A 20,102-nucleotide genomic window follows, 5' to 3' on the forward strand; every position below is an offset into this window, starting at 1 on the left:
CGATTCTCAGCCCGCCCCGGGTGCCGCCGATGTCCCAGGTGGGCCCGTACCGCACGGTAGGCCCCTTCGACCGCCAGCGAGCCGGTGGTCGTGGGGAGGCCCCTGTCGCCGGGCCGAACGCTACCTCAGGTAGATGAACGCCGTTTTGATGAGGTAAACGCTATCTTAAGGCTGTGGACGCCGTTTCAGAGAGGTGAACGCCATCTAGGCGCGCGTTCATCTCCCCAAAATGGCGTTTACCCGCCCAAAGTAGCGTTCATCTGCCTGAGACGGCGTCCACCTCCCCGAGGTGGCGTTTTACGACGGCGGCCAGCAGCCCCCAGGCGACGAGGCGGCTAGCAGCCCCAGGGCCCGGCGCAGCGACCAGCGGCAGCCAGTGGCAGCCAGCAGCCCCAGGCGATGAGGCGGCCAACAGCCCCAGGCCCCAGCGTCCGGCGGGTACCCGCCGCCTGGGGCCACGCGGGAGGCGAACACCACCCGCCAGGCCGTGGGGTGGCTAGCGACCTCAGGCCGACTACGCTGGGCAGTCCCGCCGCCCCGCCGCAGTGGGCGACCAACCACCAGGAGGCCTCATGGCTGGAAAACTCATCTTCGCCCTCGGGCTCGGTACCGGCTACGTCCTGGGCACCCGTGCGGGCCGTGCCCGGTACGAGCGCATGAAGGCCAGGGCCGTCCGGGTCATGGAGCAGCCCTTCGTCCGCTCCCGCGTGGACGCCGTCAGCACCAGGATCGTCAACGCCGTGCGCTCCCAGGGCGAGGCGGTCACCGACAAGGTCGCCGACGCGGTCAAGGAGCGCCTGTTCTCCTCCCGCCCGGCGCAGCCCGCGGCCTCGGAGCCGGTCAGCGTTCCCGCCACCATCCGCACCACCTCCTGAGCGCCTGCACATTCTTTTTACAATCAGCGATCATAGAACGGCAGGATCATGCGGATCCGTAGTGTGCCACGGGCTCCAGGATCCGGGATGAATGTGCAACGGCGTCAGAGTTGCACATTCATCCTGTTCCCAGTCCCCGCCCCGGCCCGCGATTCCGCGTGATCCTGCCACTTTATGATCGTGGAACGTAAGAAGAATGTGCAACTCGCCCCTGCACCTCACCCCGGCAGGATCTCGGGGGGCAGGAGGCACGCCAGCTCGTAGCCGTTGTCCCCGAAGACCACCGGGACCCCGGCCTCGTCAAGGATCTGCGCCTCCGGGCCCTGGCCCAGGGGGTGGGCAGACAGGGAGCCCGCGAGCACCTGCTGGGCGGGGGTGAGCTGGCGGATGGCGATGGCGGCGACCCGGTTGCGGTGCTCGCGCGCCAGCTCCCCGTAGAGCAGGAGATCATGCTGGCCGTCGTCGCCCACGAGCAGCCAGACCACCTCCGGCAGGTCAATGAGCAGGCGCCGGAACTGGGTGCGCTTGTGCTCGATCCCGCTGCGGAACCAGCCCGTGTTGGTCGGCCCCCAGGCGGTCAGGAGCTTGGGGCCGGCGGGGAAGCCGTGGCGCTCGAAGAACGCCCGCAGCGTGGGCAGCACGTTCCAGGCACCGGTGGAGACGTAGAAGACCGGCGCGCCCGGGTGGGCGGTCTGCACGTCGGTGAGCATCCGCGCCATCCCGGGAACCGGCTGGCGGGCCGAGGTGTACTTGACCATGGAGTTCCACGTGGCCAGCAGGGCGCGGGGGATGTGGGTGATCATGACGGTGTCGTCCACGTCGGCGATAACGCCCAGGCGCGGCCCCGGCGCCACCACGAGCACGGCGGCGGTCACCGTGCTGCCCGCCGCCTGGATGGTGGCCTGGTGCCATCCCGGGGGCAGGCCGTGGCCCCGCAGGACGACGTCCACGCAGCCCGAGCGGTCGGCCCGGGTGCGCACGCTCGCTGCCCCCAGCGTGACGGTCACCGGGATAAAGGGGACCGGCAGGTCGATAAAGAGCCGCCACCCGCGCTGGACCTCCAGCAGGCTGGTCAGTGCTAGGTCGCGAGCCTCCGCCATGTTCCCGGGCAGGGAGCGGAAGAGCGGGCCCTCGGCCGGGGCCCCGGGGTCGCGCATGACGACCCGGGCCAGGACCCGGGCCATGTCCGACGGCGGCGTGCCTGTGCTCCGTCGCCCGGGGTCGTCAGGGGTGACACCAGGGGTGCTGTCGGGGCCGTCGGGGGTGCCGCCGGTGGCGGGGCCGTGCCGAGCGCCGCCCGCGGCCTGCGGCCCGTCCTCCAGGGGGTGGACCGAGGAGCCGTAGCCGTCGTAGGGCACGATGCGGGGCCGCCAGCCATGACGCCGTAGCACGGGGATAATGTCCCGGCGGAAGCGGTTCTCTACGGCGCGGGGGATGTCGGAGATCGGCACGCCGTCAAGTCTAGGGGGCTTGCCGACGACGCCCCTGAGGCGCGGTGACCACGCAGTTCAGGGCGTGTCCTGGGGACGCCCGCACAAGGGCTCCCGAGGTGGTACCGGGTCTGCCTCGCCGGGGTCTGGGCAGGTCGGGACAGGGCGGGTACCGCGGTCCGGCTGGGTCGGGGCAGGGTGTGTACTGCGGTCCGGCCGGGTCGGGACAGGGCAGGCACCGGGGTCCGCCGCAGCCCGACGCCTCACCTCCCAGGCCAGGGCGACCCCGGTCACCAGGGCCCACAGGGTGTAGGAGGACCCGGCCCAGCGCTGGAGGGCGGTCCAGCCCGCCTCCAGGTGGTTCTGGTTGGGGAACCACCACTGCATTGCCAGGGCGAACACCGCCCAGCCCGTGGCCGCGCACAGGCCCAGCACGCCGCTGCGCCAGCGCCAGGCCGCCGCCGCCAGGCCCATGACCATGGGCAGGCACCACACCCAGTGGTGGGACCAGGAGATGGGGGAGACCAGCAGCCCCAGGCCCATGACCACCCCTACCTGGAGCAGCAGGACCGTGCCCTCGGCGTCGGGCAGTCGGGGACCACCCGGGGCGGGGTGGTGCTCACGCCCGGTACGCGCACAGGGGTCACCCGGTGCCGGCGCCGCACTGCCTGGGGCTGGCGTGTCGGGTGCTGGAGCCGCGGTGCCCAGTGCCGGTGTCAGCGGCATACTGCCCGGTGCCGGCGCCGTACTGCCCGGAGCTGGCGTGCCAGGAACCGGCGCCGCACCACCCGGGACCAGCCCCGTCTGGCGCGACGGCCGCAGGGCGTCCGTCCTGACGGCCAGGAGCACCGCCAGTACCGTGACCGCCACGACCGACACCGCCCACAGGGGCGTCCACAGCCTCTCGTCGCCCACCAGGGCTCGGGCCACCATCCCCTTGAGGTTCTGGTTGCCCGCGTACTCGGCAAAGCCCGCGCGCGTGGGATCCCAGGCCGCCTGGAGGAAGAACCGGGCGGACTCCCGGGGACTGAGGGCCCAGCACGCCAGGGTCACGCCCGACGCCGTCGCGACCATGGTCGCGGCCGCCCGCCACTGCCTGCGCACCAGGAGCACCACGACCGCGATGGCCGGGGTCAGCTTGAAGGCGGCCGCCAGGCCGCACAGGACCCCGCGCCAGCGTGAGCTGGCGGGCACGGCCAGCAGGTCCACCGCCACCAGGGCCGCCAGGACGGCGTTGACCTGGGCGTACTCCATGGTCTTGTAGACCGGTTCCAGGGTGAGCACGCCGATCAGGCCCAGCCAGGGCGCCGCCGCCCCGGCCCACCGCCGCACTCCCAGGGCCCGTAGGCAGGCCCAGGCCGTCACGGCCATGCACACGGGCGTGGCCAGCAGCATGACCACCTGGAAGGCGCGGTCCTGCGTCACCGTGGTCAGGGGCGTCAGGGCCCACGCGGCAAAGGGAGGGTAGGTAAAGGGCCACAGGTGGTCGGCGGGGTTGGCGTACCAGTCGTACAGGCTGCCGCCGGCGTGCCACTGCTCCACGGCGTGGTGGTAGATCCAGGCGTCCAGCATAAAGCGTGGTGAGCCGTCGGTGTTCCACGCCCACCGGTAGGCCGACGCCAGCAGCCCCACCCACCCCAGGGTCGTGGCCAGCAGGCGGATAAGGCCCGACGCCGGGGCTGCCGCCGGGCTCAGTGCCGGTGCGGACGGCGGTGTCAGGGCGGGCGCCGAGATGGGCGCCAGTGCCGGGCCCGCTGCCGGGGCTGCCGCCGCTGCCCCCGGTGCCGGTGCGGGCGCCGCGCCCTCTGCCGGGGCGGCCGCTGGGTCCGACGCCGTCGGGTCCGGGCGGGTGGCCCTGGGCCGCCGGGAGGGTGTTCCGGGCATCTCTACGCCTCCGGCAGGTGGTGGTGGACCCGGGCCCGGCGTACGACGCCAATGGTGGCCAGGGCCACGAGCACCGACAGCCAGGCGAAGACGGTCACGAGCACGTACCCGCCGCGGGAGCCGTGGGTGTCCACCAGGCGGCCGGCCAGCAGCGAGCCCAGGGAGACGCCCACGTTCATGGCGGTACCCACCCAGGTCAGGCCCTCGGTGAGCTGGTCACGGGGGGTGACCGCCTGGACGATGTGGTTGCCCACGGTAACGGTCGGGGCGATGGACGTGCCCGTGACCAGCATGAGGACCATGAGCACCGGGACCGAGCCGGCCAGGATGAAGGTGGAGGCACCCAGCGCCAGGGCGAGGACGCCCACGAGGAACTGCCTCCACATGGGCCAGGCCCAGGTCCGTGAGCCGTAGACGAGCGCGGCGCTCAGGGAACCCAGCGCCCAGGCCGCCAGCACCAAGCCGGAGGAGGAGGGACGCCCCTGCTCGGTGGCGAAGGCCACCGCGGTGACGTCATTGGCGCCGAACAGGGCGCCGCTGCCCAGGAACACGGCCACCACCGCCAGGACCGCGCCGTGCCTCAGGGCCGACGTCGCCGTGCGGGACGGCCCCGGGTGGAGGGCGGTCGCGTCGGGCCCGGGGCCTGCCCTGTCCGCCCGGCTCCGCCCGTTCGCGGGGTCGGCCGCCTGGCTCCGCCCGGCCGAGCGGTCCTGCGCATCCGCCTGGTCCCGCCCGGCCGCCCGGCCCTGCGAGCGCCTGGGTCTGCTCAAGGCGGACGCCGGTCCCGGGCCGTGGGCCGGGGGCTCGGTAGCACGCTGGGAGAGGAGCCACAGCCCGCCTCCCAGGTGCAGGCACAGGGCGGCGACCCACCCGGAGGTCACCGGCAGCGCCGCGGAGGTGCACAGGGCGGTGGCCGCCACCGGCCCCACCACGAAGACGACCTCGTCCAGGGCCGCCTCCAGGGAGAAGGCCGTGTGGATGTCGTCGGGGCTGTCCAGCACCGTGGTCCAGCGGGAGCGGACCAGGGAACCCATGGACCCGCCCAGGCCCCCGGCCACCAACGCCAGGGCCACCAGGACCCACAGCGGGGCCCGGAGGCCGGCTGCAGTGATCATCCCCACCATTCCCAGGGCCGAGCCGAGCACGGCGGGCAGCATGACCCGGGACTGTCCGCGGGCGTCCACCAGGCGCGCCAGGACCGGGGCCCCGACGGCGGTGGCGACGACCAGGGCGGCGCTCACCCCGCCGGCGGAGGTGTAGTTCCCGTAGAGGGACTGGACGGTCAGGATGGTGGAGATACCCACCATGGACATGGGGAAGCGGGCCAGGAAGCCGGCGGCCGAGAACTGGAGGGCGCCGGGCCTGCTCAGGATCCGGGCATAGCTCGAGGTCACCGGGCTCACCGGTGGGTGGAGTTGGCGCCGTTGCGCGCCATGGTGAAGCCCTCCCCGGTGATCTGGCTCCAGCAGGTGATCCCGGACTCGTCGGACGTGCAGGCCACGGTCCCGTTCTTGGCGCTGGCCCCGTAGTCCAGGGTCACCCCCACCGGGGAGAAGGACTGGGAGCACGAGCCCGTGGCCTGGCCGGACTTGCCCACCGAGCTGGTGAAGGGCTTGGAGCTGGCCGAGCAGGAGGCTCCCTGGGCGGTGAAGTTGTACTCCTTAATGGTGCACGAGGCCGTGTCCCCGTCCAGGCGGCAGGTGATGTTGCCGCTGGGGGCGGTGAAGCTCGACAGCTGCTGGGCGGTGGCGGGGGCCGGGTAGCGCAGCGCGGTGGGGGTGGCGGTGGGCGTGGGCGTGGGCGTGGCACTGGGGGTCGGGGTGGGCTTGCCCGCACCGGTCGTAGCGGTCGTCTGGGGGACGGAGGCCTCCTGGGTGGTGCTGGAGGTGGTCTGGACGGCCGTGGGCTTGCGGTTGTTGGCGGTGAGGAACCACGTCAGGGTGCCTGCCACGAGTACCACGACGACGCCGGTGAGGACCCACAGGACGGCGTTGGACTGGTGGTGCTCCTCCAGTATGTCCTGCTGGCCGCTCAGGAGGTCGGCCTGCGGGCCCATGGCCCCCGTCCCGGCCCCCGGAACGGCGCCCGCCCCGGGGCTGATCGGTACGGCGGGGCCCACCGGGACGACGGAGGAGGTGGGGCGGGTGTAGGTCCGGCTGTAGTGGACCGGCTCCGGGGTGCCGACCGCGCCCATGCTGGTGGTGGCTGCCGCGGCGGACTGGGCGGACTGGGCCGCCCACTGGTCCTGGGCGAGCTGGGCCGAGTCCTGGGCGGGGATGACCTTGGTGTCCCGGCCGGGGGGGCCGGGCCTGATGGCGGTGTCCGTGCCCACGCCCGGCTGGGCGGTCGGCCTGGGGCTCTGTATCGCCATGGTGGCCGCCTCCGAGGGGTCCGCGCCGCCGAAGCGGGCGGCCAGGGCGGCGTTGACCGCCGGGTCGCCGAGGCTGCCGAGCCACTCCAGCAGCGCCGGGTAGGTACTCGGGTTAGCGGCGATGGCTGGCCGCAGTCCCGGGTAGTCCTGCGCCAGCCGGTGGAGATCCTCCAGGGGGGCGTTGGGGTCTGAGGCACGTGCAAGGAGGTCAGCCTGAGACTGGGACATGATTGAGGTCCTTATGTGGGTGGGGTGTACCGCGGCCCGGCCACTTCCAGGGGTGGCGCGGTACCACTGGGATCTGGCCTATATCGTAGCCGAGGTGCGTGTGGAGGTGCCCCGGCGCCTGTGACAGGTTAGTCTCTGGCAGACACCAAGGAGACCGTATATGACCACCCCCGATCCCCGGCGCCGTGCTGGCAGCCACGCCGCGCCGAGCTTCCCGCCCGCGGCGGCCACCTCACCGGCCCCCACCCCCTCTTCCTCCCACTCCACCCTGTCGGCCTCGGACCTGGACCGGGCCGACGACCTGCTGTCCAAGGTCGCCAGCGTCTACTCCGAGCGGGTGGTGGGACAGCAGCGCCTGCGGGTGGCCCTGCTCTCCTCCCTCATTGCCGGGGGGCACGTGCTGCTGGAGTCCGTGCCCGGCCTGGCCAAGACCACGGCGGCCCAGGCCCTGGCCGCCGCCGTCTCGGGGTCGTTCCGGCGTATCCAGTGCACCCCCGACCTCATGCCGAACGACATTATCGGCACCCAGGTCCTCAATGTCTCCACCGGTGAGATGAGTACCCAGCTGGGGCCGGTGCACGCCAATATTGTCCTCCTGGACGAGATCAACCGCTCCAGCGCCAAGACCCAGTCAGCCATGCTGGAGGCCATGCAGGAGCGTCAGACGTCTATCGGCGGTGTTGTCTACCCTCTCCCCACCCCCTTCATGGTCCTGGCCACGCAGAACCCCATTGAGGAGGAAGGGACCTACGTCCTACCTGAGGCCCAGATGGACCGCTTCCTCATGAAGGAGGTCCTGACCTACCCCAGCCCTGCCGACGAGGCCGACATCCTGGAGCGCGTCGCCAGCGGCGCGTTCGAGAGGCGGATCAAGCACCCCCCGATCTCCATCCGTGACGTCATGTGGCTCCAGGAGGCGGTCAACGCCGTCTACGTGGCCCCCGTCATCCGCCAGTACATTGTGGCCCTGGTGGGGACCACCCGGGGCTCGGGGCCCCGCCCGGTGGCCGGTATCGAGCGGCACGTGCGGGTGGGCGCCTCCCCGCGCGGGGCCATCGCCCTCATGAAGGTGGCCCAGTCCATCGCCCTCCAGGACGGCCGCGGCTACGTCACCCCCGACGACGTGCGCCTCCTGCGCCACCCCGTCCTGCGCCACCGCCTGGTCCTGACCTATGACGCCCTGGCCGACGACGTCGCCCCCGAGTCCATTATCGACGCGGTCTTCCAGGCCGTCCCCACGCCCTGAGAACAGGACCGCCAGCCGCCCATGTCAGCTCCCAGCCCCTCCGGCGCCTCCTCGCTCTACCCGCCCCAGGAGCAGTCCGTCCCCCGGCCCAGCCGCGGCTCGCGGCTGGCGGGCGTGCGACGTCGTATGAGCCTGCCCGTGGTCCGGCGTGCCTCCGGGCTGCTGGACGGGCGCAACCGCTCCATCTTCGTGGGGCACGGCCAGGACTTCTCCGACCTGAGCCTCTACCGGCCCGGGGACGATGTGGAGGACATCGACTGGAAGGCCACCGCCCGCAACGGCAAGCCGGTCATCAAGCGCTTCCAGAGGGAGTCCAACCTGCCCCTGGTCCTGGCCCTGGACACCGGGCGCACCATGGGCGCCCAGGCCCCCAGCGGGGAGGACAAGCGCGACCTGGCCCTCTTCACCGCCGAGATCCTGGCCTACCTGGCCCGGATGCGCGGGGACACCGTGGCCGTGGTGGCCGGGGACGCCCAGCGGCTGGTCTCCCGCCCCCCGCGCTCGGGCAGCGAGCACGCCGAGATGATCCTGACCCTTATGGCCCGCCAGCTGTGGCACCTGGATGAGCTCGACCCCCTGGCCGCCCCCGCCTCGGACGTCTCGCGCGTCCTGGAGCGGGTCTCCACGACCTTCCGACGCCGCAGCCTGGTGGCGCTGGTCACCGACACCTCCCACCCGGACGCCTCCGCCAGCGACTGGCTGCGCCGCCTGAGCGTCCAGCACGAGCTCATGGTCGTCCAGGTGGCCGACGACCTGCCGGTGGCCCCCGGCAAGGGCCGCAGCCGCGACGTGGAGATGGTCCACGAGCTGCCCGCCTTCCTGCGTGAGGACGCCTCCCTGGCCGCCGAGATGGCCGGGGCCGACGCCTCCCGCCGCGGCCAGGTCTCCGCCCTCCTCGACTCCCGACACCTGGAGCACACCACCGTGACCTCCTCATCGACCCTCGTACCCGCCCTGGCCGAGCTCCTGCGCCGTCAGCGCCTGGCCTCCTCCCGCAGGCGGCGGGTGATCTGAGTGACGCTCAACTCCCCCGTCCTCATGCCCCTGTGGTGGATCATGGCCGCCATCGTGGGCCTGCTGCTGGTGACGGCCTGGCTGGTCTGGGTGTTCGTGAGCACCGCCCGGGACACCTCCTCCCGGGTCGGTGACATCCCCCTGGCGCCCGGGGACCGGAGCCGGTGGCTGGGCTGCGTGCAGGACGCCGCTGCCGCCTACGAGGCCGGTGAGCTCAGCGTGCGCGACCTCCACCTGGAGCTGGCCGCCGTCCTGCGGGGCTTCGCCACCCAGCGCACCGGAACCCCCATGGAGTCGCTCACGGTGGCCGAGATCCTCGACCTGGCCCAGGGGGCCGACCGGCGCAGCGTGATCGACCGTATCCGCTTCCTGCGCTCCCGGCGTCGCCCCGTGGACCGCAACCCCCTGGGGTACGTCGGGGAGCTGCTGACCGTGTGGGAGCAGCCCTCCTTTGACGCGGTCACCCGCGCCGACGCCCTGGAGGCCGTCCACGAGACCATGGAGGTGGTGACACGATGGTAATGAGCTGGCTGGCATGGGCCCTGGTCCTGGCGGGCCTGGTCCTGGCGGGCCTGGCCGTCGCCGGGGTGCTGGGGAGCCAGGCCGTGCGCCTGGCCGCGAGCCGGGGCCTGCGGCGGGTGGCCAACTCCGCCGGGCTCCTGACCGCCCCCGCGGTCCGACGTCGGATCAGGCTCCGGCGCTGGACCTACGCGGCCCTGGGCGGGGTGGTGGCGGTGGCCCTGGTGGCGGCGGCCGGGATCGCGGGACGGCCCGTGCACCGCACGGTGCGCAACGACCAGCTGGCCAACCGCGACATTATGCTCTGCCTGGACGTGTCGCTCTCCATGATCGGGGTGGACGCCAAGGTCCTGAAGACCTTCAGCACGCTCGTGGACTCCTTCGAGGGGGAGAGGGTGGGGCTGACGGCCTGGAACAACACGGCGCAGACGATCGTCCCCCTCACCGACGACTACGACACCCTGCGCAACCAGCTCACCGAGGTGGCCAACGCGCTGGACTTCGACACCAGCACCGCCACGTACCACGACCCCGCCTACCAGCGCTACGCGCGGACCTTCGCGGGCACCACCAACAGGGACATCAAGGCCTCCTCCCTGGACGGGGACGGGCTGGCCTCGTGCGCGGCCGCCATGGGCAACCAGAGCGTCAAGGACCGGCCCCGGATCCTCATCCTGGCCACCGACAACCAGGTCTACGACGACTACCACCTCCAGATCTACTCCCTGCAGGCCGCCGCGGACTTCGCCACCCAGAACAATATCAAGCTCATTACCCTGTTCGGCGTGGACGCCAAGAACCTGGACCCCGGTATCACCCAGGCCGATATCGACGCCGCCCGCACCGAGATCAAGAACGTCACCCTCGAGCACAACGGGCTCTTCTACGAGGTCGACGACCCCAACGCCACTTCCACCATTGTCAACGAGGTCGAGAGCACCCAGGTCAAGGAGGCCCGGGAGAACACCCAGGTCCGCACCACCGACGTCCCCGAGGTCTGGGCGGTCGTGCTCGCCGGGGCGGTCCTGGTCCTGCTCGCCGGAGCCGTCTGGAGGCGCGCATGACCTTCGTACCCATGGTCCCCGTGGCCGTCATCGTCCTGCTGGTCGTGGCCTACGCCGTCCTGCTGTGGCTCGGCGCCAGGTGGATCCGCCACGGCGGCGCCGAGCCGGGGGCCTGGCGGCGCTGGTGGCGCCGTGGCGCCCTGGCCGCCCTGGTCCCGGTCATCCTGGCGGGGCCCTCCGTGGAGCTCAAGGAGAAGGTCCCCGTCTCCAGCATCGAGGTCTACCTGGTGGTGGACCGCACCGGCTCCATGGCCGCCCAGGACTGGGACGGGGGCAAGGGGACCCGTCTGGACGGGGTGCGCGCCGACCTGACCGCCATCCGTGACGCCTACGCCGACGCCCGCTTCTCCGTCATCGCCCTGGACTCCACGGCGGCCCGTGAGCTGCCCCTGACCAGCGACGTCGAGGCCCTCACCACCTGGATCGCCAACCTGACCCCGGAGATCTCCTCCCGCTCCTCCGGCTCCTCCGTGGACCGCGCCCTGCCCCTGGTCACCCAGATCCTCTCCGACGCCAAGGAGCACCGTCCCGGTGGCTCGCGGATCCTCTACGTCCTGTCCGACGGGGAGTCCACCGAGGACGGCGCCACCCCGGGCACCATTAACCCCAGCTGGTCCACGGTGGCCGGCTACATCCAGGGCGGCGCCGTCCTGGGCTACGGCACCAAGGAGGGGGGCACCATGCGGCAGAACACCGGCACCGGTGCCACCGACGCCCCCCTCATCCAGGACCCCAGCGGCAAGGACGCTGTCTCCGTGCCCGACACCCAGGCGCTCTCGGCCCTCGCCTCGGCCCTGGGCGTGACCTATATCCAGCGTACCGGCACCAATGACGAGCCCACGAGCAAGTTCACCGACCTGAGCGTGGAGGGCAAGACCACCGAGGAGGACCGCACCCGTCGCTCCAGCCGCTACGTCGTGTGGCCCCTGGGGGTCGTGGCCGCCGGGCTGCTCATCTGGGAGGTCGCCAGCCTGGGCCGGGCGGACGTGGCCGCCCGTCGCCTGGTGTCCCGCTCCTCACTGACCCCCACGCAGACAGGAGGCCGCCGATGAGGCTGCACCGGGCGAGCAGGCACCGCACCGCGCAGGACGACGGGGGCCAGGGGCCCCAGGCGCGTGAGCCCCGTGCGGACCCGGGCCCGGAGGATCCTCGGGCGCGTCAGGCCCGCCTGACCCGACGTCGCCACCGCTTCGTCATCGGCGTCCTGCCCGCCCTGCTGGCCCTGGCGCTGTCCCTGTGGCTGGCCGCGGTGTGGGGGTGGACCTTTGCCGGGCACCGGGCGGCCATTGCCAAGGACTCCGCCCACGCGGTGCGCTACTACCGCACGGTGGAGCGGCTCAACCCCTGGTTCGAGCAGTGGCGGGTGCGCTACAACCTGGGCACGGCCGAGCTCGTGGACGACCAGGTCGACGCCGCGGTCAAGGACCTGGAGCGGGCCCTGAAGGTGGTGCCGAGGGCCCCGCGCAAGACCGGGACCACCTCGGACGGCACCCAGGTGCAGGTGGCCAAGCCGGACAGCCCGGAGTGCCTGGTACGGGGCAACCTGGCGGTGGCGCACGTCCTGCTGGCCGCCAAGGCGCAAGAGGCCGGCGACTCCGCCGCCGTGGAGGAGCAGAAGCAGGCCGCCGTCACGGCGCTCGACGACTGCTCCATGCCCTCGGGCCAGGACGGCAGCGACTCCACGCCGGATCCCAGTACCAGTCCGGACCCCAGCGCCAGCCCGGATCCGAGCGCCAGCCCGAGCCCGGACCCCAGCGCCAGTCCGGACCCCAGCGCCACTCCGGATCCGAGTGCCAGCCCGAGCCCGGGCTCCACGCCCACGCCGACTCCGTCTGCCAGTGCCAGCCCGTCGCCCACCCCCAGGCCCGGTGGGCCGACCCTCGACCCGCGCCTGCAGACCCGTAACCCCCAGCAGCCCGGCGGGGGCGGGGCCAGGCGCCCCTGGTAGGTCGCCGCTACCGCGGCTTGAGGTGCGGGGGCAGCTTGTGCGGTCCCGTGGCGTCCGGTCCGTGGTCGCCGGGCTCAGGCCACGTGGGCCACCGGGCAGCGAGCACCTGCTGGTGGCACCGGGGTGGCGGGCTCCTCGACGTGCGAGGGCGGCACCGTCGGGACGGCGTGGTCCGGCACCGCGGCGCCGACCGCGCGCAGGACGAAGGTGTCCAGGGCCGCCAGGTAGGCCTCGCGGGCCGCGGGCTCGGTGGGGGTGGGCCGGCCCCCCATGACGCAGGCGTGGACCAGGGAGACGAGCGTGCGGGGGTCCTGGGGTGGGATGGCGCCCGAGTCCATGGCGTCGGTGAGGACTGCGGCGAGGGTCTGGACGAGCAGCTCGCCGTGGGCGCGCAGGCGCCCGGCGGTCGCCCGGGAGACCGAGGTGTTCAGCGGGCCGGTCGCGGGGAAGTGGTAGTCGCGCTTAATGAGGGCCTGCTGGCGCACGTAGACGCGCAGACGGTCAACGGGGTCCTGGATGCCCTCGAGCGCCTGGGACAGCTCCTGGGAGTACCGGGCGGCCTCGTGCTCCATAAAGGCCAGGAGGAGGTCCTCCTTGTTCGCGAAGTGGTTGTAGACCGCCGTGCGTCCGACCCCGGCCTGGGCGGCGACGTCGGACAGGGTGATCTTGTCGAAGGGTTGGCGGCTCATGAGCCTGCCCAGGGCGTCAAAGAGAGCACTGCGTGTGCGCTCACGGTGCTCGGCCAGTGAGTGACCCAGTATCTTCGGCATAAGGACAGCCTAATCCATAAGGCCTTGGTGACACCTGTGAGGTCTTCGTCAGTATCCGGGGGTCTCCGCAGGGGCCGGACTGTGCTGCGGGCCTCGGCCAGGACCCGGTCCACGTGGGGCCCGGGGTCCCGGGCGGGGTCATCCTGACTGAGACTGCGACAGGACCCGGTCCACGTGGGGCCCGGTCCACGGGCCGGACGGCGTCGGTGGCCCCGCTGGCTCGGCCCCGGTGGCCTGCTGGCTCGGCCCCGGCTACGCCCCGGTGCGCGGGTGCGCGACGGCCTTACGCAGGGCCGACACGACAGGCAGGTCCGCCGGCAGCCAGGGGAGGGCCGCGACCTCCTCCAGGGGCACCCAGTCCAGGCTCTGGTGGGCGTCGCCCAGCACCGGGGCCAGGCCGTGGGCCACCTCGGCCAGCCACACCCGCATGCGGTAGCCGTGCATGGCGGGCCAGGTGGGGGAGCCGTCGGTGGGAGGCAGCTCGGGCCCGAGCCTGACCGGGACCCCGATCTCCTCGCGCAGCTCCCGCACCAGGGCCTCGTGCGGGGTCTCGCCGGCCTCGACCTTCCCTCCGGGGAACTCGTACTGCCCGGCGTGCTCGGCCGGGTAGGAGCGGGCGGCGCACAGCAGGGCGCCCGGGGCGGACAGGGAGTCGAGGACGGCGGCGGCCACGACCAGCCGGGAAGAGGTCATGGAGCGGACCCTACCGTCCTGTCGCGTGCCACGACGGCGTAGGCGGGTGGGTCCAGGGGCTGTCGAGGCTCCCCTCTGAGCCCGGGGCGGGGTTCTGGTGACGTGGAGGAGGCGGCCTACCCGACGGCGATCCCATCTGAGCTAGGTGGGTCCAGGGTGTGAGGCAGGGGCCGGGAGGCGGGCCCGGCGGCCTCGTGGAGCGGGTGACGGGAATCGAACCCGCGCTGTCAGCTTGGGAAGCTGAAGTTCTACCATTGAACTACACCCGCGAGCGCCTACCACGTAGGCCGTGGCCGGCGGCGCCAGATGAGCATAGCGCACCCTGGGCCCGGGTACGCAAGTCGCCTCGTGGCGGCGTGTGGTGGTACCGGTCATAGCTGACGTGGCGCGGGCGCCCGGTCCGGGCGGCAGCAGGCACCCGGTGTCCTCACGTGAGGGTCGTAGGCCCTTTTCACCCGTGTCAGTATGGTGATACTGGGCACAGGGGGCCCGGTGGCGCCCGGGGCCGCTGGGCGCGGTGCGCGGCGGGCGGGCCGCCTGCGCGGTGTGCGGGCGCCGGGTAGGCCCGGGCGCGCGCGCCGGCAGGGGCGTGCGGCACGCGCCCCCGGCGGGGCGACGTAGGACGTCCTGCCCTGGCGCCGGGCCCGGCGCACGGCGTACCCGCCCCCGGTGGTGGCACAATTCGGGGCGTGCTGCTCTCCGACCGTGATATCCGTGCCGAGCTTGACGCCGGCCGGGTCGCCCTGGACCCGTATGACGCGCAGATGGTTCAGCCTGCCAGCATTGACGTGCGTCTGGACAGGTGGTTCCGCCTCTTTGACAACCACCGCTACTCGGTGATCGACCCCTCCCAGGCCCAGGAGGACCTCACCCACCTGGTGGACGTGGGGCCGGACGAGGCGTTCGTCCTCCACCCGGGGGAGTTCGTCCTGGGGTCCACCTACGAGCGGGTCACCCTGCCTGACGACGTCGCCGCCCGGTTAGAGGGCAAGTCCTCCCTGGGCCGCCTGGGCCTGCTGACCCACACCACGGCGGGCTTTATCGACCCTGGCTTCACGGGGCACGTCACCCTGGAGCTGTCCAACACCGCCACTATGCCGATCCTGCTGTGGCCGGGTATGAAGGTGGGGCAGCTGTGCTTCTTCCGGCTCTCCTCCCCGGCACTGGCCCCCTACGGCCAGGGCGCCTCCGGCTCGCGCTACCAGGGGCAGCGCGGTCCCACGGCGTCGCGCTCCTACCAGGGCTTCCACCGGATCCGGGTGCCTGAGGCCCTCGGCCCGGACGCTCCCGCGGTCCCTGGCGCCGCGCCCGGTCCGGCTGCCGCACCGGCCCCTGACGCCGGTCCCGACGCAGCGCCCGAGCCCAGCCCCTGCCCGGCTGCCGCACCCGCCCCTGGGCCCGAGGCCGCCCAGCCTCCCGGCCCCGGAGCTGTGCCCGGTTCCGGAGCCGCCGACGCCGCGCCCAGCCACACCGCTTGTCCCGCCCTGACGAAGACCGAGGAGGAACGCCCGTGAACGACCTTGCTATATCCCTTCCCACCGACACCACCACCTTCACGGCCTCCTCCATGCTGCCGGTGGGGCTCGTGGACGACCACCACCTCCTTGTCCTGGCCGACGACGTCAGCCCCGACGAGGTCGAGTCCCTGGCCGTCTCCCTGGACCCGCAGGCGGGGTGGGTCGGCGCCTCCCGCCTCCAGCTGACCCCCGGGGCCGAGCTCCAGGGCCCCTGGAGGCTGGACGTGCAGATACGCAGGCTCCTGCGCCTGCCTGAGTGGGTCAGCCAGGTCATGCTCCTGCACTGCCGTGCCCAGCGCTCGGGCCCCCTGCCCCCTGAGCTGACCGGGGTGGACCCGCTCTCGGACGCCTTCCCCCTGGGGCAGCCCGAGGGCCTGGAGCTGGTGGCCCTGACCCGCCTGCGTGCTATCGCCCGGCGTCTGGCCGGGGGGCTGCGCCTGGCCGCCCCGGGCCCGGACGGTGAGAACCACGCCACCCTGGTGGTCCCGGACCCGCAGTCCTCGGTGGATCTGACGGTCTACTCCCCGCTGTGGCTCGACCCCGACGGCGCCCAGGCGGTCCTGTCCGCCGTGGCCCCCTCGATCCGCGCGGTCATGGACGTGGTCCCCGTCGAGGGGCCCACGGGCCTGGCGACCCTGACCCCGGAGGCCCTGGAGCGGGTGGCGAGCACCCTGGGGGCGGACCGGCTCGACGACGCCTGGCGCAAGGCCCAGGACGCCCGGGCCGCCGCCGGGCGCGCCGAGATGGAGGCGCGTCGCTCCGGGCAGCCGCTGACCCAGGTCCTGGACGGCTACGCCCTGGCGACGCCGGTGGAGGAGGGCCACGACGACTGGGGCTCGGTGGAGGTGCGTATCGGGGAGGCCCAGAGCCTGCCCCTGGCGGTGACCGGTGAGCCCTGGGCCCGTGGCGGCGTCGTGCAGTACTTCCTGCGGTGGCGGCCCCGGGACGCCTCGGAGGCCTACCGGCCCCCGTCCTCGCGCAGCCGGCGCCGGGAGCGGGCCCGGGCCCGGGACCTCATTGAGGAGCTCGTGGTGGCGATCCTGGGCGCCGTCAACGGGGTGGCGGCGGACGAGGACGGCTTTCTCGTGGATCTCGGCGTCGGACAGGCCTCTTAAGCGATCCTGAGCGTTCGGCCTCGAAAAGATCAGAATCCTTCGATACACTGCCTCCTACCAGACCTTGCGCGGGTGAGGGGGCGACGTGGCTCCCTGCCCGCCGGTGCGTAATCACTGACGAATCGGAGCACCATGAGACCCATCCCACGGGCCCTGACTGCCGTCGCCGGCCTGAGCCTCCTGGCGGGGGCCCTCGGCCCGGTGGCGGCGGCGGACCCCGCCCCACCGGACGCCCCCGTTACCCTGCCCGCCACCGTACCGAGCCTGACCAGCTGGGAGGCGGCGCCGGGCACCTGGTCCATGACCTCGGCCACGCGCGTCGTCGGCTCTGAGGACCTGGCCCGTACCCGGGACCTGCTGGCCAGCGAGCTGCGCGCCGTCACCGGCGAGGCCGTGCCCACCGCGCCCCAGGACCCCGACGCGGGCGACATCTCCCTGAGCCTGGACCCCGACCGCCTGGCCGAGCTCGGGGTCGAGGGCTACGAGCTGCGCGTGAGCGCCGACGGCATTGCCGTCACCGGGGCGGACGCGCGGGGCGTGTTCTACGGCACGCGCACGGTGGGGCAGATGCTCCGCCAGCAGCGGGTCCTGCCCGCGGGCAGCGCGGTGGACGTGCCCAGGTACGCCGAGCGCGGGGTCACCGCCTGCGCCTGCCAGATCAATATCCAGGGCGACTGGATCGACCGGCTCCTGACCGACATGGCCGACCTCAAGCTCAACCACCTCCTGCTGGAGATGAAGCTCAAGAGCGACAGGCACCCCGAGGCCAACACCTGGTCCTACTACACCCGTGCGGACGTCTCCCGCCTGGTGTCCCGGGCCAGGGACCTGGGGATCGACGTCATCCCCGAGATCAACTCCCCGGGGCACATGGGGATCTGGCTGGAGAACCTCCCCGAGTACCAGCTCGTGGACCGCGACGGCAGGCGCCACCCCGAGATGCTGGACCTGTCCAACCCCCAGGCCGTCCAGTACTACCTGGACCTGGTGGACGAGTACGACGGGGTCTTCACCACCAGGTACTGGCACATGGGTGCCGACGAGTACATGATCGGCACCAGCCCGGCCGACTTCCCCGCCCTGGCCCGGTGGGCCGAGCAGACTTACGGGGCCGGGGCCACCGTCAACGACGCCTTTATCGCCTTCGTCAACCAGGTCAACGCCCACGTCAAGGCCAGGGGCAAGAGCCTGCGCATGTGGAACGACGGCGTCGTGCCCACCAACGTGGTCAGCCTGGACCGGGACATTACCGTGGAGTTCTGGTACGCCTCGGGGGTCAGGGCGGACGTCCTGGCCGGGCGGGGCTACCGCGTCATGAACGCCAGCGACGCCCTGTACTGGTCGCGCTCGGCCACGTTCTACAAGATGGACTCCGAGCGGCTGTGGAACAGCGACTGGGACGTCGGCAGGTTCCCCGGGGCGGGTATCGACCCCGGCAACCCCATGGTGACCGGGGCGAAGCTCTCCATCTGGCCCGACGACTCCGTCTACCAGACGGAGAACGAGGTCGAGGAGGAGGTGTTCGACAGCCTGCGCTTCGTCTCCCAGATGACCTGGACCGCCTCCCACGGCGGCATGGACTGGGCGCAGTTCAAGGGCTCGGTCGACGCCGTCGGGCGCAACCCCCTGTGGGACAACGTGGCGCGCAGGCCGGTGGAGGCCGGTACCTACACCCTCACCGCCACCGGCTCCGACGCCGTCCTGGGGGCGGGCGCGGAGGGGGCGGGCGCGGATCCCGCGGGCTCCGACGCCTGGACGCTGACCCCCACCGCGGACCACTACTACCAGCTGCGCTCCCAGGCCACCGGCACCTGCCTGGCGGTCACCGAGGGCACCCGGCACCTGTCCGTGGTCACCCAGGTGGGGGCCTCCACCTCCATGGTCCCCTGCGCGGACGTGGGCGTCAGGTGGTCCGACCCCGGCAGCCGGGAGACCGCCCGCGAGCGCAACACCCAGAAGTGGCAGCTCCTGCCTGCCGGGGACGCCTACGTGCTGCGCAACGCCCTGACCAACCAGGACCTGGCCGTCGCCACCGGCTCCGAGCAGCACGTGGACCTGACCAGGCCCCTGGACCCCGGCGCCCTGGTCCAGCTCCCCGCCGACATGACCGCCACCACCTGGCGCCTGAGCGCGGGCGCCCTCACCCCGGGGACCACGGTGGACGTGGAGCCGGCGCCGGCCGCCCCCGGCCAGCCCTCCACGGTCAGCGTGACGGTGACCAACCACACCGCGAACGCGGTCAGCGCCCTGAGCGTGTCCGCCGGGTCGCTGCCGGGCTGGAGCGTGGGGCAGGCCGGTGGCGGCAGGAGCGAGCTGGCGGTCGGGGAGAGCACCACCTTCACCCTGACCGCTGAGCCGACCACCGCCGCGGGTCCCGCCACGCTGCCGCTCACCGTGAGGTGGGACGGCGGCGAGCGCGTCCTCCAGGCGTCCCTGGTCGCCACCTGCGGCACCCTGGTCACGCCCACCCCGGTGGCCACCAGCTCGCAGGAGACCAGCGGCGAGGGCCCGGTCAACGGGCACCTGGAGGCCGCCTTCGACGGTGACCCCGGCACGTTCTGGCACACCCGCTGGTCGGGTGCCCAGGACGCCTACCCGCACTGGGTGACCATGCGCCTGCCTGAGCGCCAGCGTGTCTGCGGCCTGGTCTACACCCCGCGCACCGGGTCGAGCTCAGGGGTGCGCAACGGGTGGATGGCCGGGTACGAGATCTACGTCTCTGACGACGGCGAGAACTGGGGCTCCCCGGTGGCCACCGGCACCCTGGGGGCCAGGGCCGAGCCGCAGACCATCGCCTTTGACGCCACCGGGCAGTACGTCAGGCTCGTGGGTACCAGCCAGGTCGAGGGCATGCCCTTTATGAGCGCCGCCGAGATCGGGCTGCGGGCCTCCGCGCTCCCGCCCGCTCCCGGCCCCGACCCGAGCCCCGCTCCCGATCCGAGCCCCGGGCCTGACCCGAGTCCCGGCCCTGAGCCCACGCCCCATCCGACGCCGAGTCCTGGGCCTGACCCGAGTCCTGGGCCCGCGCCGTCCCCCGCCCCCACCGCGGGGCCCACGCCCGGCTCCGAGCCCGCCTTCGTCACCGCCGCCCGGGCCAACGCGCAGGCCACCATCCTGCGCGGAGACTGGGACGGCGACGGGGTGGTCACCTACGGCGTGCGGGTGGGGACCCGCGTGATCCTGTACAACGAGAACACGGTGCTGGCCTCGGCGGCGGTCGTCCTGTCCCTGGGGCGCAAGGGCGACCAGGTCCACGTCGGCGACTGGGACGGCGACGGGCGCGACACCCTGGCCCTGGTGCGCGGCTCCACGGTCCTCCTCCAGGTCAGTCCCACCTCCTCGGAGACGGTGGCCGGTACGCGGGCCGACCTGGACCGGGCCCGTCCTCAGGGCTGAGGCCCGGCCCCCGCCGGGTGGGTGCCCGGCAG

The 20,102-nt window shown here is 72.9% G+C and carries 15 protein-coding genes, 1 tRNA gene and 1 pseudogene; 10 read left to right on the plus strand and 7 right to left on the minus strand.

The annotated features are described in order from the left end of the window. The first annotated feature begins 572 nt into the window (after positions 1-572). Positions 573-875 (plus strand): protoporphyrinogen oxidase, encoded by a 303-nt coding sequence (locus C3V41_RS11065; RefSeq protein WP_106110295.1) that lies wholly within the window; start codon positions 573-575, stop codon positions 873-875. A 218-nt stretch (positions 876-1,093) separates the two neighbouring features. On the opposite strand, the gene C3V41_RS11070 is transcribed toward C3V41_RS11065, so the two are convergent. From C3V41_RS11070 to C3V41_RS12935, 4 genes are all read right to left on the minus strand, one after another. After that, entirely contained in the window at positions 1,094-2,326 is a 1,233-nt protein-coding gene (locus tag C3V41_RS11070; RefSeq protein ID WP_106110296.1) for an App1 family protein, read from the minus strand. 57 nt (positions 2,327-2,383) lie between these two features. Further along, entirely contained in the window at positions 2,384-3,877 is a 1,494-nt protein-coding gene (locus tag C3V41_RS14025; RefSeq protein ID WP_441299728.1) for a glycosyltransferase 87 family protein, read from the minus strand. A 314-nt stretch (positions 3,878-4,191) separates the two neighbouring features. Continuing rightward, positions 4,192-5,583 (minus strand): MFS transporter, encoded by a 1,392-nt coding sequence (locus C3V41_RS11080; RefSeq protein WP_106110297.1) that lies wholly within the window; start codon positions 5,581-5,583, stop codon positions 4,192-4,194. 5 nt (positions 5,584-5,588) lie between these two features. After that, a complete protein-coding gene (locus C3V41_RS12935) occupies positions 5,589-6,788 on the minus strand; it encodes a variant leucine-rich repeat-containing protein (protein ID WP_129591593.1) in 1,200 nt (399 codons plus the stop codon). Positions 6,789-6,948: 160 nt separating this feature from the next. Here C3V41_RS12935 and C3V41_RS11105 point away from each other — a divergent pair, with 160 nt between their 5' ends. From C3V41_RS11105 to C3V41_RS11130, 6 genes are read left to right on the plus strand one after another with little or no spacing between them, the layout of a single operon-like run. Next, positions 6,949-8,034, plus strand: coding sequence for an AAA family ATPase (locus C3V41_RS11105; RefSeq protein WP_106110302.1), 1,086 nt, complete (start codon positions 6,949-6,951; stop codon positions 8,032-8,034). Positions 8,035-8,055: 21 nt separating this feature from the next. After that, positions 8,056-9,048 (plus strand): DUF58 domain-containing protein, encoded by a 993-nt coding sequence (locus C3V41_RS11110; protein ID WP_106110303.1) that lies wholly within the window; start codon positions 8,056-8,058, stop codon positions 9,046-9,048. After that, positions 9,049-9,570 carry an alpha-amylase gene (locus C3V41_RS11115; protein WP_106110304.1) on the plus strand — a complete coding sequence of 174 codons (522 nt, stop codon included), beginning with the start codon at positions 9,049-9,051 and terminating at the stop codon, positions 9,568-9,570. Then, on the plus strand, positions 9,570-10,631 hold the full coding sequence (locus tag C3V41_RS11120; protein ID WP_246741991.1) for a vWA domain-containing protein: 1,062 nt from the start codon (positions 9,570-9,572) through the stop codon (positions 10,629-10,631). Before C3V41_RS11115 ends, C3V41_RS11120 begins: the two co-directional genes overlap by 1 nt. Continuing rightward, positions 10,628-11,683 carry a vWA domain-containing protein gene (locus tag C3V41_RS11125; protein WP_106110306.1) on the plus strand — a complete coding sequence of 352 codons (1,056 nt, stop codon included), beginning with the start codon at positions 10,628-10,630 and terminating at the stop codon, positions 11,681-11,683. Before C3V41_RS11120 ends, C3V41_RS11125 begins: the two co-directional genes overlap by 4 nt. Then, complete coding sequence (locus tag C3V41_RS11130; protein WP_106110307.1) at positions 11,680-12,579, plus strand: hypothetical protein; 900 nt, start codon at positions 11,680-11,682, stop codon at positions 12,577-12,579. Before C3V41_RS11125 ends, C3V41_RS11130 begins: the two co-directional genes overlap by 4 nt. Positions 12,580-12,653: 74 nt before the next feature. Here the strand turns inward: C3V41_RS11130 and C3V41_RS11135 are convergent, their stop codons facing one another. The 3 genes from C3V41_RS11135 to C3V41_RS11145 form a co-directional block, all read right to left on the minus strand. Continuing rightward, positions 12,654-13,349 (minus strand): TetR/AcrR family transcriptional regulator, encoded by a 696-nt coding sequence (locus tag C3V41_RS11135; RefSeq protein ID WP_106110308.1) that lies wholly within the window; start codon positions 13,347-13,349, stop codon positions 12,654-12,656. A 252-nt stretch (positions 13,350-13,601) separates the two neighbouring features. After that, positions 13,602-14,042: a (deoxy)nucleoside triphosphate pyrophosphohydrolase gene (locus C3V41_RS11140; RefSeq protein WP_106110309.1), complete on the minus strand. Its 441-nt coding sequence runs from the start codon at positions 14,040-14,042 to the stop codon at positions 13,602-13,604. Between the two features lie 195 nt (positions 14,043-14,237). After that, positions 14,238-14,311, minus strand: a tRNA-Gly gene (locus tag C3V41_RS11145). A gap of 420 nt (positions 14,312-14,731) precedes the next feature. On the opposite strand from C3V41_RS11145, the pseudogene dcd reads away from it, so the two are divergent. From dcd to C3V41_RS11165, 3 genes and pseudogenes are all read left to right on the plus strand, one after another. After that, positions 14,732-15,352: pseudogene (gene dcd / locus C3V41_RS11155) on the plus strand (dCTP deaminase); the annotation flags it as partial. 200 nt (positions 15,353-15,552) lie between these two features. Beyond that, on the plus strand, positions 15,553-16,674 hold the full coding sequence (locus C3V41_RS11160; protein ID WP_106110311.1) for a hypothetical protein: 1,122 nt from the start codon (positions 15,553-15,555) through the stop codon (positions 16,672-16,674). Between the two features lie 132 nt (positions 16,675-16,806). After that, positions 16,807-20,070: a family 20 glycosylhydrolase gene (locus C3V41_RS11165; protein ID WP_106110312.1), complete on the plus strand. Its 3,264-nt coding sequence runs from the start codon at positions 16,807-16,809 to the stop codon at positions 20,068-20,070. Positions 20,071-20,102: the final 32 nt, after the last annotated feature.

This window comes from Actinomyces sp. oral taxon 897, from assembly GCF_002999235.1.
In the GTDB taxonomy this organism is placed as follows: domain Bacteria; phylum Actinomycetota; class Actinomycetes; order Actinomycetales; family Actinomycetaceae; genus Actinomyces.

Bases quoted from the DNA above. Each gene is read 5' to 3' on its own strand.
- C3V41_RS11065 (WP_106110295.1), top strand. From the start codon at position 573: ATGGCTGGAAAACTCATCTTCGCCCTCGGGCTCGGTACCGGCTACGTC.
- C3V41_RS14025 (WP_441299728.1), bottom strand. From the start codon at position 3,877: ATGCTGGACGCCTGGATCTACCACCACGCCGTGGAGCAGTGGCACGCC.
- C3V41_RS12935 (WP_129591593.1), bottom strand. From the start codon at position 6,788: ATGTCCCAGTCTCAGGCTGACCTCCTTGCACGTGCCTCAGACCCCAAC.
- C3V41_RS11105 (WP_106110302.1), top strand. From the start codon at position 6,949: ATGACCACCCCCGATCCCCGGCGCCGTGCTGGCAGCCACGCCGCGCCG.
- C3V41_RS11110 (WP_106110303.1), top strand. From the start codon at position 8,056: ATGTCAGCTCCCAGCCCCTCCGGCGCCTCCTCGCTCTACCCGCCCCAG.
- C3V41_RS11120 (WP_246741991.1), top strand. From the start codon at position 9,570: ATGAGCTGGCTGGCATGGGCCCTGGTCCTGGCGGGCCTGGTCCTGGCG.
- C3V41_RS11125 (WP_106110306.1), top strand. From the start codon at position 10,628: ATGACCTTCGTACCCATGGTCCCCGTGGCCGTCATCGTCCTGCTGGTC.
- C3V41_RS11130 (WP_106110307.1), top strand. From the start codon at position 11,680: ATGAGGCTGCACCGGGCGAGCAGGCACCGCACCGCGCAGGACGACGGG.
- C3V41_RS11135 (WP_106110308.1), bottom strand. From the start codon at position 13,349: ATGCCGAAGATACTGGGTCACTCACTGGCCGAGCACCGTGAGCGCACA.
- C3V41_RS11140 (WP_106110309.1), bottom strand. From the start codon at position 14,042: ATGACCTCTTCCCGGCTGGTCGTGGCCGCCGCCGTCCTCGACTCCCTG.
- C3V41_RS11165 (WP_106110312.1), top strand. From the start codon at position 16,807: ATGAGACCCATCCCACGGGCCCTGACTGCCGTCGCCGGCCTGAGCCTC.